Below are 16946 nucleotides of genomic sequence, written 5' to 3'. Positions count from 1 at the left end.
AAAATATATCAGACTCAAACAAACGTGTTTATGAATAAATTATGAACGAAAAATGAAGCAGAAAATAGATGTAGTTCACAAAAAGAACAAAAAAGGACGTCCGATAGGTTAAAAAAATGAATTGACATACGAGGGAAATGGGTATATCATAGGTCTATAGCAAGCATAATGCATAAATATGGCGGTGAAAACTGGTGTCGAACTATCTGAAATGCCTAAAACCACATTTTGATAGTTAAAACGAGTAGAAACGGTCAAAAACGGAAATGCTGACGGCTTAATTAAGAAGGAAGGGAGGAAGCTATTCATGAGTGAAATTCAAATGAGAGTGAGCGGGATCAGCAAATCATTCCCGGGCGTTAAGGCGCTGAGCAATATTGATTTTGCTGTCCGCAAAGGAACTGTTCACGCACTCTGCGGAGAGAACGGCGCGGGCAAGTCCACTCTGATGAAGATCATCAACGGGTTGTACAAAGCCGATGAGGGGCAGGTCTTCATTGACGAGAAACCGGTAGAGATCAAGAACCCGATTCAGGCCAGAGAGCTTGGAATTTCCATGATAGCGCAGGAACTCAACTACGCATCGGAGTTGTCCGTAGAAGAGAACATTTTTATGGGACGTCTTCCGGTGAACAAATTTGGCAAAGTCAACTGGAAGAAGGTCCGCAGTGAGGCAGTGAAGTTTTTGGAGGAGCAGAAGCTCCCTTATGCTCCCACACAGAAGCTGAAGACACTGACGGTATCAGACATCCAGATGCTGGAGATCATTAAGGCGATCACCAATAACGCCAAGATCGTCATCATGGACGAGCCTACCTCATCCATTTCTCAGAGAGAGGCAGAGCTTCTGTTTGATAAGATCGCGGAACTGAAGGCTGCGGGAGTCAGCATCATCTACATATCTCACAAGATGGATGAAGTATTCCGGATCGCGGACGATATCACGGTGCTGCGTGACGGAACCGTAGTTTCCACTGACCGAGCGGAAGACCTGGATCTGGAGACCGTCATCAACCGGATGGTAGGTAGAAAGCTGGACAACGCTTATCCGAAGGAAGAGATTCCGCTTGGAGATGTGGCTCTGGAGGTAGAGCACTTCTCTATGAAGAAGATTTTCGACGATGTTTCCTTCAGCGTACGCAAAGGCGAGATCGTAGGATTCGCCGGACTGGTAGGAGCGGGACGTACCGAGACCATGAGAGCGATGTACGGACTGGATCCCCATGATTCCGGAACTATAAAACTGAACGGAAAAGAAGTGACCATCAAGAACCCGATGGACTCCATCAAACAGGGAATGATCATGCTGTCAGAGGACCGGCGTGAATACGGACTGATCCCGGTGCGGAGCGTCCGTGAGAACGCAAGTATCGCGAATCTGGCATCCTATATCTATGGTGGATACACACATAAGAAGAAAGAAGAAGAGGAAGTTGAGGAGATGTTCAAGAAGATGGAGGTAAAGACCCCGTCCCTGGAGACTCCCATCTCTTCCCTTTCCGGTGGTAACGCGCAGAAAGTACTGCTTGCAAGGTGGATGCTCTGTAATCCGGATGTCATGATCCTGGATGAGCCTACCAGAGGTATCGACGTAGGCGCCAAGTTTGAGATCTACAAACTGATGACAGACATGGCCAAAGAAGGCAAGGCAGTTGTTATGGTTTCTTCAGAGATGGCAGAGCTGATCGGTATGTGCGACCGGATCTACATCATGTGCCAGGGCCGGATCACCGGCTGCCTGAACAGAGACGAGTTCTCTCAGGAGACCATTATGAAATACGCAACCAATCTGATGAATCTTTAATTATATGTTAGATGGAGGGAATGAAGAAATGACTACGAGTTCTAAATTACGTCAAAACGCTCAGAAGTACTCTATCTTCCTGATACTGATCGCGATGTTCATCATCTGCAGTATCTTAAGTCCGTACTTCTTGACGAGCAACAACCTGATCAATATCCTGCGTCAGACCTGTGTGGGCCTGTTGATCGCCTACGGTGAAATGATCCTGATCATTGCCGGATTCCTGGATCTGTCCGTGGCTTCCGTACTTGCCCTTACCGGCGTCCTGGCGGTTGACACCTACCGGCATACACAGTCCCTGGCGGCAGCCCTGGCAGTAGCCATTGTGGTAGGTATCCTGTGTAACCTGTTCAACGCGTTCTTCGTAGCGCAGTTCGATGTTCCGGCGTTCATCGCTACCCTGGGTATGCAGGAGATCGCCCGTGGTATCGCCCTTTACTACTGCGGCGGTTCCAACATCCTGCAGCTTGGCGATTTCGTTGTACTTGGACAGGGAACGGTTGGCCCGATTCCGATCCCGGTCATCATCGTCTTTGTGATCAGTATCATCATCTGGTATCTGGTCAATGAGACCCGGTGGGGCAGAAGCCTTTACGCCATCGGCGGAAACCGGAACGCGGCGGTTGCCAGCGGTATCAATGTAAAAGTAAGTATCTACAAAGCATATATCATCAACGGTGTTATGGCTGCGTTTGCCGGCGTGATCTTCATGGCGAGAAATAACGCGGGTCTTCCAAACGGAGCGGTAGGATACGAGATGAACGGTCTGACGGCGGCCATCGTCGGCGGTACCTCCTTCACCGGTGGTATCGGAACGGTAACCGGAACCATCGCCGGTGCGTTCATCATCGCATTCCTGGAGAACATCATGAACCTGATCGGTATCGACTCTTACATCCAGCAGATCATCAAGGGCGCGATCATCGTTATCGCCGTTGCCTTCGACGTTACCAGCAAGGGGAAGAAGAGCGCGAAGGTGATCATCGCAGATGACTCTGACAAGAAGAAAGAGGACAAATAAGAGTAACCTGTTAAAATGAGGATTTGTACAGCAAAGCGTTTCTTTTCCTGCATGACGATGCTTGCGGTACTTAAAACCTAAATCAAAACCAAAAAAGGGAGGAAAAACTATGAAAAACATGAAAAAGATCCTTTCATTAGTGCTCGTTCTGGCTATGGTATTTGCCCTGACCGCTTGTAGCGGCGGCGGAGATGCCGAAGGCGGCGACGGAGAAGGCGGCGATAACTATCGTGTAGCTTTCATCGCACGTGCAAGTGCTGATACCTTCGCTGCATGGCTGACCCGCGAGATGCAGGCAGCTGCGGAAGAGTATGATGACATCACCCTTGAGTACTTCAGTGGTGAGGGAGACAACAACCAGGTAAACAGCCTTCTTGAGGACTGCGTAACCAAACAGTACGATCTGGTTATCGTACAGGTTAACGACAATGCGGCTTCCGCACCTTATGTAAAACAGGTTGTTGACGCTGGTATCCCGGTTATCACAACCAACCCGGCAGTTCATCAGGGAGACCTGGACGGATCTGATGATGATGCCCTTCTGGAAGGAACCGGAACTGTTGACGCTGACCCGATAGCACAGGCACAGCCAAGCGCAGAGGCAGCTGTTGAGGAGATCCCGGAGAACGCTAACGTAGTTGTATTGATGGGACCATCCAACAACTTCCACTCTGACGGACGTCGTGAAGGATGGCAGAAATACTTCTTCGATGAGAGACCTGACGTTAAGATCCTCTACGAAGACTACGCAAACTGGAACAGTGACGAAGCTCTTGCATTCATGGAGACATGGGTACAGGGCGGAACCCACATCGACGCTATCATCTCCATGAACGACAACATGGCAGCTGGCGCGATCGAAGCGATCCGGAACAACTCCGAATACTTCAACGATGACGGAACACCGAACTTCCTTGCATATGGTGTTGACGGAAATGCTCAGGGCGTTCTTCTTGTAAAAGAAGGCCTCCTGACCAGAACAACTCTGCAGGATGCTTCTCTGCTTGCTCAGCAGTGTATGGAAAACGGACACAAGGTTCTGACTGGCGAGATGGAAGTTACAGACGTAGAGTACTATGTTGACGCTCCTGTTATCAACAGCGAGACTGTTGACGAGTATGTACAGCTGTACATCGACAATGGCGAGATCTCCGAAGACGGAACAGGCCTTGTTGAGCAGTAGGCTTACAGACTGATCAAGAGATAAGTTTTAAAGAGCAAACGAAAATGATGCAGGAATAATGACGGCGCCCCCAAGGCATGGGCCGGCGGGGCGCCGCCCATTAAAGAGGAATGCAAGAGGGACAAATACAGAATGATCGGAAGACAAATCAGGTTGTCGGATGAATTCGTGTCTCATCGTGAAAGCAACTGATGAGTCTTGTGGCTTGTCAGTTTTTTATTTTCAACAGTTTGAGAAAAAATTAACGATTTGGAACGTAAATTGCGGAGCGCTCCGCAGTCACGCATATAAAAATAAGAGAAAGGAGAAGCGGCGCCAGAGGGCGCTGCGAGTAAATGACTATGAAAAACAGAGGAGCATTTATGGTTGGCCTGGACAAGATGGAAATCCGTGATATCCCAATGCCGGAGCCGAAGGAGAAAGAGGTCCTGGTAGAGATGGAATATGTAGGGATCTGTGGATCTGACGTTCACTATTTCCATGACGGAAGATGTGGATCTTACGTTGTAGAGGGAGACTTCATGCTGGGACATGAGTGTGCCGGAACTGTTGTGGCTCTTGGCGAAGGCGTACAGAACCTGAAGGTGGGCGACAGAGTTGCACTGGAGCCGGGGATCACCTGCGGCGAGTGTGAGTTCTGTAAGAGAGGTCTCTACAATCTGTGTCCGGACGTACAGTTCCTTGCCACACCTCCGGTACAGGGCTGCTATGAGAATTACATCGCATTCCCGGAGAATATGTGCTTCAAATTGCCGGAGAACATCAGCACCAAAGAAGGCGCGCTTATCGAGCCTCTTTCCGTTGGACTTCACGCGGCAAATCAGGGCAATGTACAGCTGGGCGACTCCGTAGTGATCCTGGGAGCCGGCTGCATCGGACTGGTTACCCTGCTTGCCTGCAAGGCTCACGGAGCTTCTGATATCACCGTTGTTGACGTGATCCCGAAACGTCTGGACTATGCCATGAAGCTGGGCGCTACCCGGGTGATCAACGGCAAGGAGAAGGACGCGGTAGAAGAGATCATGAAGCTGACCAACGGCGTTGGCGTTGAGAAAGTATTCGAGACTGCCGGATCACCGTTTACCATCCAGCAGACACCTTATATCGTAAAGAGAGCGGGAACCATTACGCTGGTAGGAATCTCCGCGCAGGAGAAGATCGAGTACAACTTTGCCCAGATCATGGACAAAGAGCCTACCATCAAGTCTGTATTCCGCTACCGCAACATTTATCCTCAGGCGATCGCGGCTATCGCCGATGGAACCATCGATGTATCCGGTATCGTGACCCACGAATTCGCGTTTGACGATATCCAGGAAGCGTTCGATTGCGCCATCAACAACAAGGATGATGTTGTAAAAGCAGTGATCAAGATCAAATAAGACATTGAAACCGGGAAGCGGTGCTTCTTGCGAGGCGCCGCTTCCGGTATGTTTGGAGGCGAGGATATGGATTACAGAAATTTTGATGAAAATTTCACTCTGGAAGGGAAGACGGCCATTGTTACAGGAGGCGCCAGCGGGATCGGTTATGAGATCGCGAAGATGTACGCCAGGAAGGGAGCCAATGTGGTCTGCTTTGACCTGCACGCACCGGATGGGCTGGAAACTTACATGAAGGAGCAGGGAGTGGGATTCGCGGCATACGCCGGAGATATCACTAGGAGCGAGGACATTGACGGATGTATCCAAAAGACCCTGGAACAATTCGGCCGGCTGGATATCCTGGTGAACTGCGCCGGGATCGGCGTGGTGGAAGGCGTGCTGGAGCACGATGAAGCGCTGTGGGACAAGACCCTCTCCATCAATCTGACCGGCAATGTGCGGTTTATGCGGGCGGCAGCCAGGGTTATGAAGGAGCAGGGCGGCGGCAAGATCGTCAATATGGGTTCCCAGGCCGGCGTGGTGGCGCTGGACGGACACCTTACCTACGGGTGCTGCAAGGCGGCGATCATTTATGCCACCAAGCAGTTTGCAATGGAGCTGGCTCAGTACAACATCAATGTAAACGCAATCTCGCCCACCATTATCCTGACGCCCATGGGAGAAGAGAACTGGAACAATGAGCGGGGAGAGGAATTTAAGAAGAAGATCCCGGCCCACCGGTTCGGCTATCCCCAGGAAGTGGCCGCCTGCGCGGTATTCCTGGCAAGTGATGCGGCAAGCCTTATCAACGGGGCAAACCTGGTGATCGACGGCGGATTTACGATCTGCTAAAGATCAAAAAGAGCAAGACAGCAAAGCAAAGGCATAATTTACATGGAGGTTCTTAGAAAATGGAAGAAAAAAGAGTAAAAGAACTGGCACTGCAGGCGGCGAAGATCCGCAGGACGGCACTGGAGGCGATCAACGCCGCTCAGTCCGGACATGTGGGAGGCTCTTTCTCAGTGGCAGATATCCTGACTGTATTGTATTTTGAGAAAATGAACATTGACCCGAAGAATCCAAAAGATCCGGATCGGGACCGGTTTGTACTGTCCAAAGGACACTGTACCCCCACCATGTACGCCACACTGGCGCTGAAGGGATATTTCCCGGTGGAGGATCTGAAGACATTTCGAAATGTAGACAGTTATCTGTCCGGACATGTGGAGATGACCAAGGTTCCAGGCGTGGATATGTCGGCCGGATCCCTGGGACAGGGACTTTCCGCGGCTATCGGCATGGCGCTTGCGGGAAAAGTAGACAAGAAGGACTACCGTGTGTATGCCGCGCTGGGCGACGGGGAGATCCAGGAAGGACAGATCTGGGAGGCGGCCATGGCCGCCGGCAATTACGGACTGGACAACCTGACTGTATTTGTGGATAACAACAATCTTCAGATCGACGGAACCATTGAGGAAGTTATGTCTCCTTATCCCATCGATGAGAAATTCCGGGCTTTCAAATGGAATGTGATCACCATTGACGGCCATGATTACGCGCAGATCGCGGATGCCATCGACGCGGCGAAAGAAGCCAAGGGCAGACCCACGATGATCGTGGCTAAGACAGTGAAGGGCAAAGGCGTGTCCTTTATGGAAAACAATGTGAAATTCCACGGAAGTACTCCAACGGCAGAACAGTTTGAACAGGCATTTAAAGAGTTGGATGCGCAGATCGCATCACTGGAGGTGTAATCATGGGAAAAGTAATCGCTACAAGAGAGGCATATGGAAGAGCTCTGTGTGAATTCGGAGCAGACGAGAGGATCATGGTATTCGACGCAGACCTTACGATCTGTACCATGTCCTGCTATTTCGCGGAAAAATACCCGGAGCGGTTCTTCAACGCAGGGATCGCGGAGTGCAATATGGCGGGGATGGCGGCCGGAGCCGCAACGGCAGGAAAGATTTCCTTCTGCCACACCTTTGCCATGTTCGCGGCGGGAAGGATCTACGACCAGGTGCGCAACTCCATCGCGTATCCGGGCCTGAATGTGAAGGTGGTAGGAACCCACGCAGGACTGTCTGTGGGCGAGGACGGAGCTACCCATCAGTGCATCGAGGACCTGAGTCTGATGCGCACCATCCCCGGCATGACGGTGATCTGCCCCTGCGACGCCAATGAGACCAGAGAGGCAGTAAAGGCCATGATCGACTATGACGGTCCCTGCTATCTCCGTCTGGGACGTTCTGGTGTGGAGACCATCACGGATGAGATCCCGGGTTATAAATTTGAACTTGGCAAAGGCGTGCAGCTTGCGGACGGCAAGGATGTGACCATTATCGCCACCGGCCTGATGGTACAGGAAGCCATGAAGGCGGCGAAGCTTCTGGAAGGAGAAGGGATCAGCGCCCGTGTGATCGACCTGCACACCATTAAGCCTATCGACAAAGAGATCATCGTGAAGGCTGCAAAAGAGACAGGCGCCATTGTGACCACCGAGGAGCACAATGTGATCGGCGGGCTTGGAGCGGCGGTTTCTGAAGTGGTAGGCGAGACCTGCCCGGTTCCGGTGGTAAAACACGGCGTGGAAGATGTATTCGGCCATTCCGGAACTGCGGAAGCGCTGATGATCAAATACGGCCTGACGCCGGAGAAGATCGCGGCAAAGGCAAAAGAAGCAATCGCTTTGAAAAAATAGGAAAGGAGCGATGATACAATGGAAATGATGCGTGCAAATGTATATGACAAACCAGGTCATTGCGAGATCACTCAGGTGCCGGTGCCGGAGATCGGACCGCACCAGGTGCTGATCAAGGTAATGTCCTGCGGCATCTGCAAAGGAGCGGATGTGGCCCTTGCCCAGGGCGGATTCCTGGCAAGATTCCCACTGCTGAACGGCCATGAGTTTGCCGGTTATGTGTGCAAGGTGGGAGAGCATGTGGACACCTTCAAGGTAGGGGACCGGGTGACAGCGGATAATACGGTGCTGTGCGGAGACTGTTATTACTGCCGCAAGGATCAGCCCCTCTACTGCGAGAATTTCTATTCTCTTGGCTGCAACGGCCCGGGAGGATTCGCGGAGTATGTGGCGGTAAATGCAGACAAGGTATTCCCCATCAGCGATCATCTGTCCTTCAATGAGGCGATCTTCGCGGAACCGACCGCCTGCGCCGTTCACTCCATGGACCGGATCCAGGTACAGTTCGGCGATGATGTGCTGGTTTACGGCTGCGGCCCCACTGGCATCATTATGATCCAGCTTCTGATGCACTCCAACGCCAACCGGGTGGTTGTATGCGGACCCAGCCAGGACAAGCTGGATATCCTGAAGAAATACGGCTGCAAAGAGACCATTCTGATGGACCGCAATGATCCCAGCGTCCATGAGGCGAAGCTGAGAGAGATCGCGCCCAAAGGATTTGATATTCTTGTGGATACCACGGCAAATGTGGATGTGATGGAAAGCATGATCAAGTTTGGCAAGATGGGAGCCAAGTTCATGATGTTCGCAATGCCTCACGCGGGCGCGAAATGGGCCATTGATCCGGAGTACTGGTATCTCCATGAGATCCAGCTGATCCCCACCTGGGCACAGACCCACTGCTTTGGAAGAGCGCTGGAGTATCTGGAGTCCGGCAAGGTACAGGTCAAAGAACTGATCACCCATGAGATGGATCTGGCGGACTACGATAAGGGAATCGCCCTTGCTGCCAAGGGCGGCCCGGGGACGCTGAAGGTAGTCCTTCATCCCAATTACGAGGAATAGGTATGAAAGCAGTCGGCATAGATATCGGAACAACAACGATCTGTGGGGTGCTGCTTGACGGGGGTACGGGAGAACTTTTGGACTCCCGTACCCTTTCCAATGATACGGCAGTGCGTACAGAGAACGACTGGGAACATCTCCAGGATCCGGAGAAGATCCTGGAGAAATGCAGGAGGATCCTGGAAGCCTTCCAGGATGGTGAGGAAGATATTGTCAGCGTGGGGGTGACCGGGCAGATGCACGGGATCCTCTATACCGACGTGGGGGGCAGGGCGGTAAGCCCTCTCTACACCTGGCAGGACCGGCGGGGAGACCTTCCCTGCAGAGAGAGCCGCGATGGAAAAGAAGAGACCTGGGCGAGAGAACTTTCCCAGAAGACCGGGTATCCGGCGGCCTCCGGATTCGGTCTTGTGACTCACTATTATCACGTGAAAAACGGGACAGTTCCCAGAGAAGCAGTATCTCTGTGCACCATCCCGGATTATATCGCCATGTCCCTGGCCGGGGAGAAGCGGCCGCTGATGCACCAGAGCATGGCCGCAAGCCTGGGGCTTTATGACCTGAAGGGATCCTGTTTTGACCAAAGGGCAATGGAAGAGGCAGGCATGGATCCTGGCATCCTGCCGGAAGTGACGCGGGAGCATCGGATCGTGGGACGGCTGAAAGAAAGCGCCGGAGAGGGAAACCAGTCGGGAACCTGCGTGGTCAGCGTTGCGCTGGGGGATAATCAGGCCAGTTTCCTGGGATCGGTAGGACCGGAAGAAAGGCTGCTGTTGAATGTGGGGACCGGAAGCCAGATTTCTGCTTATACAGACCGGCTGATTGAGACCGGAGAAGCAGAATGCAGGCCCTATCTGGGAGAAACCTGGCTGATCGCAGGGTCTCCGCTTTGCGGCGGGTATGCCTACTCCCTCTTGAAGCGGTTTGTAGAAGAGATTTTTGAAATGGAGGGGACCGCTCCCGCTCATTCTATCTATGAACTTTTAAATCGGTGGGCCGGGGATGTATATGAACAGAAGAAGAGAGAAGTGCAGGTGGACACCCGGTTCAACGGAAGCCGGAAAGACCCGGGCCTGACAGGCGGGATCTTCGGCCTGACAGAGGAATCCTTCCACCTGGGACAGTTTGCCCTGGGGACACTGAAAGGTATCTGCGAGGATCTGTACCGCTATTACCGGGAATTCCCCCGGGAAGTCAGAGAATCAACAGGAATCGTGGGAAGTGGAAACGGGATCCGCATGAATCCGCTTCTGCAGAAGATCTGCAGCGAGCGGTTTGGGAAAGAGATGAAGATCCCCCGGTATTCCGAGGAAGCCGGATATGGAACGGCGCTTTTCTCCCTGCTGGCAGGCGGATATTACAGGAGCCTAGAAGAGGTGCAGACACGGATCCGGTATGAATAGATCATGCCACAACAAGGGGGATCTTCAGTTCTTTGGCGATCTCCACATTTTCGCGGGCCACGTGGCTGTCGGTGATGATCTTATGGACCTGATTGATGGGACAGATCACAGACAGGTATCCGCCGCCGAATTTGCTGCTGTCCGCCAGCACATAGACTTCTTTGGAAGCCTTCAGGATCGCCCGCTTGATCTGCATCTGAGGGGTGGCGATAGAAGTAAGGCCGGCTTCAAAATTAATGCCGTGTACGCCGATGAAGCCTTTGTCCACGTGGAAGCTTTCCATATTTTCCAGGGCGGCCTCCCCCATGGTGGCGGACAGATGGCCGCCCACGTAGCCGCCGATCATGTAGAGCTCCACATGACTGACCCCGGCCAGCTCATTTCCGGTGAGGAGAGAATTGGTAACTACGGCGATCCGTTTCTCGGGGTGGGCCTTGATGTGAAGGGCCAGGTAGAAGCTGGTGGAGGCATCGTCGATGATGATGGTGTCTCCGTCCTCAATATACTCGTAGGCCTTGCGGGCAATGTCCTCCTTGCGGTCCGCGTTGCGGTAAATGCTCTCTACATTGTATTTTCTGGCCAGGACAGACTCCAGGCGGATCGCCCCGCCGTGGATCCGCTTCAGAAGGCCTTCTTCCTGCATGGCTTTGATGTCGCTGCGGATGGTGACTTCCGAGCAGTGCAGAGACTTGCTTAAGTCCGTAACCCGGACCCTTCCTTTTTCTTCCAGTTCCTGCAGGATTTTCTGCCTGCGCTCTTCCATAACGCTAACCTCCCCCGTTAATGATCTACTGTGTCAGCCGCACATTGTTAAGACCGATGTGCTGTACCACCATCTGCATGATGGGTACAAAGTGGGTGCCGAATGCTTCCTTTGGAATGATGAAGGCCAGGTCCTTCCCGTAATAAATGCCGATGGTCTTGGGAGTGGTCACGGTGCGCTGGATCTGGCTCCAGTCATAGACTGTCTCCTGTCCGTTCTGGACCACGCGGATGCCTTCTTCCTCTGAGAAAATGTATTCTCTGGGATCCCGGTATTCGGGATTGATCTTGATCTGCTTATTGGCCCGAAGTTTCAGAAGGATGGGCGTGTAAGCAAGGAAGATCACGCCGGCGATCACATACAGGAGAAAATGGGTGAAATCCGTCCGCCCCATAAACTGCATGACCGCGCCTACCACGATCACGCCCATTCCCAGCATGTTGACCAAAAAGCCGGAGGCCTTTGAAAAGGTATGGTATAAAAGGAAGTCAAACAAGTGCTCCTTTGTCAGCTGAACATTAAGTTTTTCCATAAGTATCTGTCCCCTTCTGGTTTGAAGAAAGTCCTCTTGATATGTACAGGTTTATTGTAACATATCAGAGGACTTTTTTCACTTATTGTTTCGATTTACTTTTGTTTTCTTTTGTTTTTTACTCTGCAGCCATTGGAGCCGGTACGCTTGGATCAACTTTGTAGCGTGCCCAGCCTTCCGGTGAGTAGATACCCAGCTGCTTCTTCTGCATCAGCTTGTCGAAGAAAGCGGTGATGAACGGGCAGAGGAACAGGGTTACAACAGAGGCTGTCGCGCACTGTGCGGTAGCCATGTCCACATACTGCATCATGGTGGGGTCTGCTTCGCCGACTGCCGCCGGTGTCATGGCAGAGTTGAGGGCTGTGGTACCGATGGCAGCGCCCATGGCGTTCCGCTCTTTCTTGGGCAGCAGCAGGTTGTTGGTGAAGAAGAAGATCACTGCTGTAGCTGCGGATACCAGGCCAAGGATGATTCCGGCCGCGCCTGCGGTAATGATGGTGTTGATGTCGGTCTTGGCTCCGATGGAGATCGTCATGAAGAAGGTGACGATGGGCTGAGCCGTTGCACATGCCTTGCGGAAGCCTGCGTCCAGGTTACCCCAGATGAAACCGATCAGCAGCGGAACAAGTACTGCGATCAGAGAATCCAGCGGGATGGAGGCAAGTCCGGTTGCTCCCAGGGCGATCAGGGTAAAGAACGGTCCGTCGTTCAGGGACAGGATGGAGATGGCTCCGGTATCTGTCGCGTTACCAAACTGAGCAGACAGGGAGATGTACAGGGATCCGTTGGAGTTGGTGATGGTTGCGATCCATACGAATGGAGCGATCCCAAGGAATCCGGCCGGTCCGCACAGAGCGCTGATGGCAAAACCGATCAGCACACCCAGGATAAATTTAGTAGCGGTAAGGGTCACACCTTTGTAGAGAGGCATACCTACCTGTTTGATGTTGATGGCGGAACCGCAGACGATGAGGAAGAATCCCATCATACAGGAGTTTCCTTCATAGAACAGGGCGGTTACATATCCGCCGATCTGATAGGCCTGCGGGAAAAATGTGGCGATCAGCACCGCCAGCACCAGCGGGATGATAACCAGTCCGCCGGGGAGTTTCTTCATTTTGTTCAAAAGATCAAGGTCTTTTGGCTTGTTTGCTTCATTAATCTGTTCGCTCATTCCTATTTCCTCCTATTACTCTTTAATTTTTTCTGGTTGCTTCCCGGAACAGCCGGTCCACAATATCACACGCCGTATGGTCGTTTCCGGTGAGTCCCCCTTTGCCTACGACAGGAAGTCCGTCATAGCTGCCCACCAGTCTTCCGATATCGGTCTGCGGGATCACATAATCCAGTAATTCGATACACTGGGCGCCAAGCTGGTAACATACATTTACCATGGTGTCTCCGCCGGTGGTGTAGAGCCCGGCGATCCGGTCCTGTCCGCAGTGCTCCAGTACCTGGGCGATGATGGAGCCAAGCCCTGCGTTGATGCGGTTGGCGCTCATGCCGCCTGCATAGTGCCGCTTGTTGTCCTCTTCATCCAGGTTGAGAAGTTCTCCGTGAAGAGCTGTCTCAAACAGGATGGCCCGGGGCGGATTGGCGGAATCCAGAAGCTCGTTGGCCATATGTACTGCCCGCTCTACTTCTGCTGTTGCAGCGTCTCCTCCCTCTACCAGGGGGATGGGCTCTACGCTGATGCGCACGTGCCGGGGATCCTGACAGAGGATCTCCATCTGCTTCTTTGTGACGGGCGTGGCGCTTCCGGCAGCGATCAGGACGGTCTTCCCGCTCTCATCAACGGCGTCCGGAACATTGGGAGCTTCCTCCTGGATCAGATCCCGGTAGTAGGCCAGCTTGGAAGTGAAGGGACCGGGATCTACGGCAACCACATTCCATTTCAGTTCGATGCAGGCCTTGGCGATCTCTTCCACATCCTCCAGGGTGATGGCGTCCACTACGATCACCTCGCAGCCTTCCTGCCGCTGCTCCTTCAGGGCGTCCCGGATGGCCTCCTGGCCGTCTAAGACGTGGCTTAAGGTGACAAGACCGATCTTGCGGCGGGTCTGTCCGGAGAGCAGTTTGGGAATGTAGTTCTCCGTAACCGGGGTGCGCACGTCGTGTGCCACCGGGGTGTTGATAAGGGCCACTCCGTCGATGACAGAGTACCCGCCTACCAGGATCCGGCGGGACTGTGGCATGGCCGGAACCACAACGGCTACCGCGTCTTCATCCACATGATCCAGCATGGCGTCGATCTCTACGCCCACACCGCCCCGCAGGGTGGTGTCGATCCGCTTGGAGAAATATTTTACGCCCATGCGCTTCAGAGCCAGGGTTGCGGAAGTTACCTTGTCATAGGCCTCGTTGGCCGGAAGGGGACGGCTGTTGCTGCTGATGAGGATCGCGTCCAGCTGATCCACACCCTCTGCCTTTTCCGCCGCTTCTTCATTAAAAAATACAGCAGTCCTTGCCTTGGATCTGGCCAGGAGCACACCGGTGGTGGTGGCGCCGGTCAGGTCGTCGGCTACAGCTCCGATCAATGGCATTATTTCTCGCTCCTTTCATGCTGTTTCGCCGCATACTCAGCGACAACCTTTGTGGACTCGATAAGACTGATGGATCCGGCAATGCCTTTTCCTGCGATGTCAAAGGCGGTTCCATGGTCTACAGAACTGCGGATAAAGGGAAGTCCGAAGGTCAGGGTGACGGATTTCTCAAAATCCAGCGTCTTGCAGGCGATATGGCCCTGGTCGTGGTACAGGGACAGGATGGCGTCGTATTTGCCGGATTTGCCGATGTGGAAGACAGAGTCTGCCGGACAGGGCCCTACACAGTTGATGCCCCGCTCCTTAGCGGCTTCCACGGCAGGCCCGATGTCTGTGATCTCTTCGGTTCCAAAGAGGCCGTTGTCTCCGTTGTGGGGGTTCAGCCCTGCAACGGCGATCAGCGGATTCTCGATGCCTACCTTGCGAAGTTCCTTGTCAATGTTGATCACGTTGTCCAGGATCACGTCCTTGGTGGCGTAGTGGCAGGCGTCTACCAGGGACATATGCCGGCTGACGAAGAAGACTCTCAGCTTATGGCAGGAAAACATGGTCAGCGCATAGGGAGAGTTGGTGGCGTGCTGATAGATCTCAGTGTGCCCCGGTTCCTTTACGCCGATCAGCTTGATGGCTCCCTTGTGGATGGGAGAGGTGGATACAGCGTCGATCTTGCCTGCCATTCCCAGTTCGATGGATTTCATGATCCAGTCGATGGCCATCTGTCCGGCCAGCTTCTGAACCTTGCCCCATTCGATGGAATCGGTGTCGTAGTCGCCGGTCTCCATAATATCGATAACGCCGTATTCATATTTTGCTTCTGAAGGATCACTGATCTGGTTATACTTCAGTTCTTTGCCCAGAACCTTCGCGGCTTTCTCCATGATGGCCTGGCTGCCGATCACAAAGGGGCGGCAGCATTCATGAATCCCTTCATCCAGCATGGTGCCTACAACGATCTCGGGACCGATCCCGGCAGGATCTCCCATTGTGATCGCTGTGACTGGTCTGAATGTTTCACTCATTTTTCATTCTCCTTCCTTTTTGCTTTCGAATTACTTTTGATTATAAATAAATTCTAAAACTTTTGCTTTCGGATTTCAATATTATTTTATAAATTCGGCAGAAGCGGCAATAATGAAAGGGAGAAATTGTGCAGATTTACAATGGGATAAGTGAGAAATTTACGATTTCTTTCGAATTCAGAAAAAAGAAAGGCGGGAGATCAGACTCCCGCCGCGATATCCTGCAGAACTTCCACTACAGAATCTGTGACATAAGTAGAATAGTAAGCAATCCCAGGAGCTGCGCCTGACATGGCGTAACTTGTGCCTGCAAGCTGCAGCATCTCCACATCATTGTACTGGTCGCCAAAGGCGATCCCGTCTTCAGGGGAGAGGCCAAGATGGTCAAGGAGCCGGGCAAGACCGGTTCCCTTATTGGCGCCCGGGGCGATAAAATCCACCCACAGGTTCCCGGAAGTGACGACTTTGATCTGGGAAGCGAAGCGGTTCTGGAAGAAGTGCTCCATCTCTTTCGTGCCCCGAAAATCACACATGGCCATCTTAAGGAAGGGTTCCTGGATGTCGCGGAGATCCGGGACCACCTCCATGTCATAACGGACCACGTTTTTCATATGATCGATGAACCTGGGGTTCCGGGAATCCGTGTAGCACCGGGACTCGCAGGACAGAAGGCAGTCGCACCAGGGGAATTCCCGGACTGCGTCCAGGATGCGAAGCCCCAGTTCCCGCGGGATCAGTCCCCGGGAGATCACCTGGTGATCGTGGATACACAGAGAACCGTTTTCTGCAATATAGGAGATCTGATCCGCCACGGGGCGGAAGAGATTTCTCAGGCTGTAATACTGGCGTCCGCTGGCGGCGATGAAATGGATCCCCTTTTCCTTCAGGCGAAGGATCAGGGAGAAAACTTCCGGGTCAAGCTCCTGGGCGCCGTTTAGCAGAAGAGTGCCGTCCAGGTCGCTGGCGATATAGCGTATCATAGGGAATCTCCTTTTTTAAAGTGAAATGATTGCGAATCGAAACAACAAAGATTATAATATAAACACAACTTAAATGGAAGACGAGGTTAGATAAAAATGAAAATCGGAATTGGAAACGACCATGCGGCAGTAGAGATGAAACAGGAGATCGCGGAGTACCTGAAGGAAAAGGGATATGAAGTGGTCAATTACGGGACGGACACCCATGAGAGCTGCAACTACCCGGAATACGGCGAGAAGGTAGGACGCGCCGTGGCTTCCGGGGAAGTGGACCTGGGGATCCTGATCTGCGGGACCGGCGTGGGGATCTCCCTGGCGGCCAACAAGGTGAAGGGGATCCGGGCAGTGGTGTGCTCCGAGCCTTACTCGGCAAAGCTGTCCAGACAGCACAATAACACCAACATCCTTGCCTTCGGGGCGCGGGTGATCGGCATTGAGATGGCCAAGATGATCGTGGATGAGTGGCTGAACGCGGAATTCCTGGGGGGACGCCATCAGACCCGGGTGGACATGATCATGGATATCGAGAACCGATAGGAGGAAAAAAGCTGGCGCAAAAAGCCAG

Annotated in this window: 16 protein-coding genes; 10 read left to right on the top strand and 6 right to left on the bottom strand. The window is 52.9% G+C overall.

All coding sequences use genetic code 11. From position 1 onward, the window contains the following. Positions 1-307: 307 nt before the first annotated feature. The 9 genes from ACML7B_RS01705 to ACML7B_RS01665 all read left to right on the top strand — a co-directional run bounded on the left by ACML7B_RS01705 (position 308) and on the right by ACML7B_RS01665 (position 10544). Entirely contained in the window at positions 308-1804 is a 1497-nt protein-coding gene (locus ACML7B_RS01705) for a sugar ABC transporter ATP-binding protein (RefSeq protein ID WP_418539062.1), read from the top strand. 28 nt (positions 1805-1832) lie between these two features. Further along, a complete protein-coding gene (locus ACML7B_RS01700) occupies positions 1833-2825 on the top strand; it encodes an ABC transporter permease (RefSeq protein WP_418539061.1) in 993 nt (330 codons plus the stop codon). Between the two features lie 109 nt (positions 2826-2934). Beyond that, the gene (locus tag ACML7B_RS01695) at positions 2935-4008 is read left to right on the top strand and encodes a sugar ABC transporter substrate-binding protein (RefSeq protein ID WP_418539060.1); all 1074 of its coding nucleotides are present in this window, start codon (positions 2935-2937) and stop codon (positions 4006-4008) included. A gap of 341 nt (positions 4009-4349) precedes the next feature. Continuing rightward, positions 4350-5390, top strand: a complete 1041-nt coding sequence (locus tag ACML7B_RS01690; protein WP_106788954.1) for an NAD(P)-dependent alcohol dehydrogenase — start codon at positions 4350-4352, stop codon at positions 5388-5390. 66 nt (positions 5391-5456) lie between these two features. Further along, entirely contained in the window at positions 5457-6224 is a 768-nt protein-coding gene (locus ACML7B_RS01685; RefSeq protein ID WP_418539058.1) for a GolD/DthD family dehydrogenase, read from the top strand. Positions 6225-6283: 59 nt separating this feature from the next. Continuing rightward, positions 6284-7126 carry a transketolase gene (locus tag ACML7B_RS01680; protein WP_106788952.1) on the top strand — a complete coding sequence of 281 codons (843 nt, stop codon included), beginning with the start codon at positions 6284-6286 and terminating at the stop codon, positions 7124-7126. A gap of 2 nt (positions 7127-7128) precedes the next feature. Continuing rightward, positions 7129-8073 carry a transketolase family protein gene (locus tag ACML7B_RS01675; protein WP_346707764.1) on the top strand — a complete coding sequence of 315 codons (945 nt, stop codon included), beginning with the start codon at positions 7129-7131 and terminating at the stop codon, positions 8071-8073. 18 nt (positions 8074-8091) lie between these two features. Next, the gene (locus ACML7B_RS01670; protein ID WP_346707765.1) at positions 8092-9141 is read left to right on the top strand and encodes a zinc-dependent alcohol dehydrogenase family protein; all 1050 of its coding nucleotides are present in this window, start codon (positions 8092-8094) and stop codon (positions 9139-9141) included. A gap of 2 nt (positions 9142-9143) precedes the next feature. Beyond that, positions 9144-10544 (top strand): sedoheptulokinase, encoded by a 1401-nt coding sequence (locus ACML7B_RS01665; protein ID WP_418539057.1) that lies wholly within the window; start codon positions 9144-9146, stop codon positions 10542-10544. Between the two features lies 1 nt (position 10545). Here ACML7B_RS01665 and ACML7B_RS01660 read toward each other — a convergent pair whose 3' ends face one another. From ACML7B_RS01660 to ACML7B_RS01635, 6 genes are all read right to left on the bottom strand, one after another. After that, a complete protein-coding gene (locus ACML7B_RS01660) occupies positions 10546-11307 on the bottom strand; it encodes a DeoR/GlpR family DNA-binding transcription regulator (protein ID WP_418539055.1) in 762 nt (253 codons plus the stop codon). A 25-nt stretch (positions 11308-11332) separates the two neighbouring features. Then, on the bottom strand, positions 11333-11839 hold the full coding sequence (locus tag ACML7B_RS01655) for a YcxB family protein (protein WP_418539054.1): 507 nt from the start codon (positions 11837-11839) through the stop codon (positions 11333-11335). Between the two features lie 118 nt (positions 11840-11957). Next, on the bottom strand, positions 11958-13013 hold the full coding sequence (locus tag ACML7B_RS01650) for a 2-keto-3-deoxygluconate permease (protein ID WP_106788946.1): 1056 nt from the start codon (positions 13011-13013) through the stop codon (positions 11958-11960). Between the two features lie 22 nt (positions 13014-13035). Continuing rightward, a complete protein-coding gene (locus ACML7B_RS01645) occupies positions 13036-14382 on the bottom strand; it encodes a four-carbon acid sugar kinase family protein (RefSeq protein ID WP_346707770.1) in 1347 nt (448 codons plus the stop codon). Further along, positions 14382-15401: a 4-hydroxythreonine-4-phosphate dehydrogenase PdxA gene (pdxA, locus tag ACML7B_RS01640; protein WP_346707771.1), complete on the bottom strand. Its 1020-nt coding sequence runs from the start codon at positions 15399-15401 to the stop codon at positions 14382-14384. The genes ACML7B_RS01645 and pdxA overlap by 1 nt, the downstream gene beginning before the upstream one ends. Before the next feature lie 200 nt (positions 15402-15601). Next, a complete protein-coding gene (locus tag ACML7B_RS01635; protein WP_418539052.1) occupies positions 15602-16381 on the bottom strand; it encodes a Cof-type HAD-IIB family hydrolase in 780 nt (259 codons plus the stop codon). 96 nt (positions 16382-16477) lie between these two features. Here ACML7B_RS01635 and rpiB point away from each other — a divergent pair, with 96 nt between their 5' ends. After that, positions 16478-16918 carry a ribose 5-phosphate isomerase B gene (rpiB, locus tag ACML7B_RS01630; protein ID WP_106788942.1) on the top strand — a complete coding sequence of 147 codons (441 nt, stop codon included), beginning with the start codon at positions 16478-16480 and terminating at the stop codon, positions 16916-16918. Positions 16919-16946 lie beyond the last annotated feature (28 nt).

The sequence above is a fragment of the Massilistercora timonensis genome (genome assembly GCF_048354975.1).
GTDB classification, from domain to species: domain Bacteria; phylum Bacillota; class Clostridia; order Lachnospirales; family Lachnospiraceae; genus Massilistercora; species Massilistercora timonensis.
The sequence above is the reverse complement of the archived record's forward strand: the minus strand, read 5'-3'. Positions and strand labels throughout refer to the sequence as shown.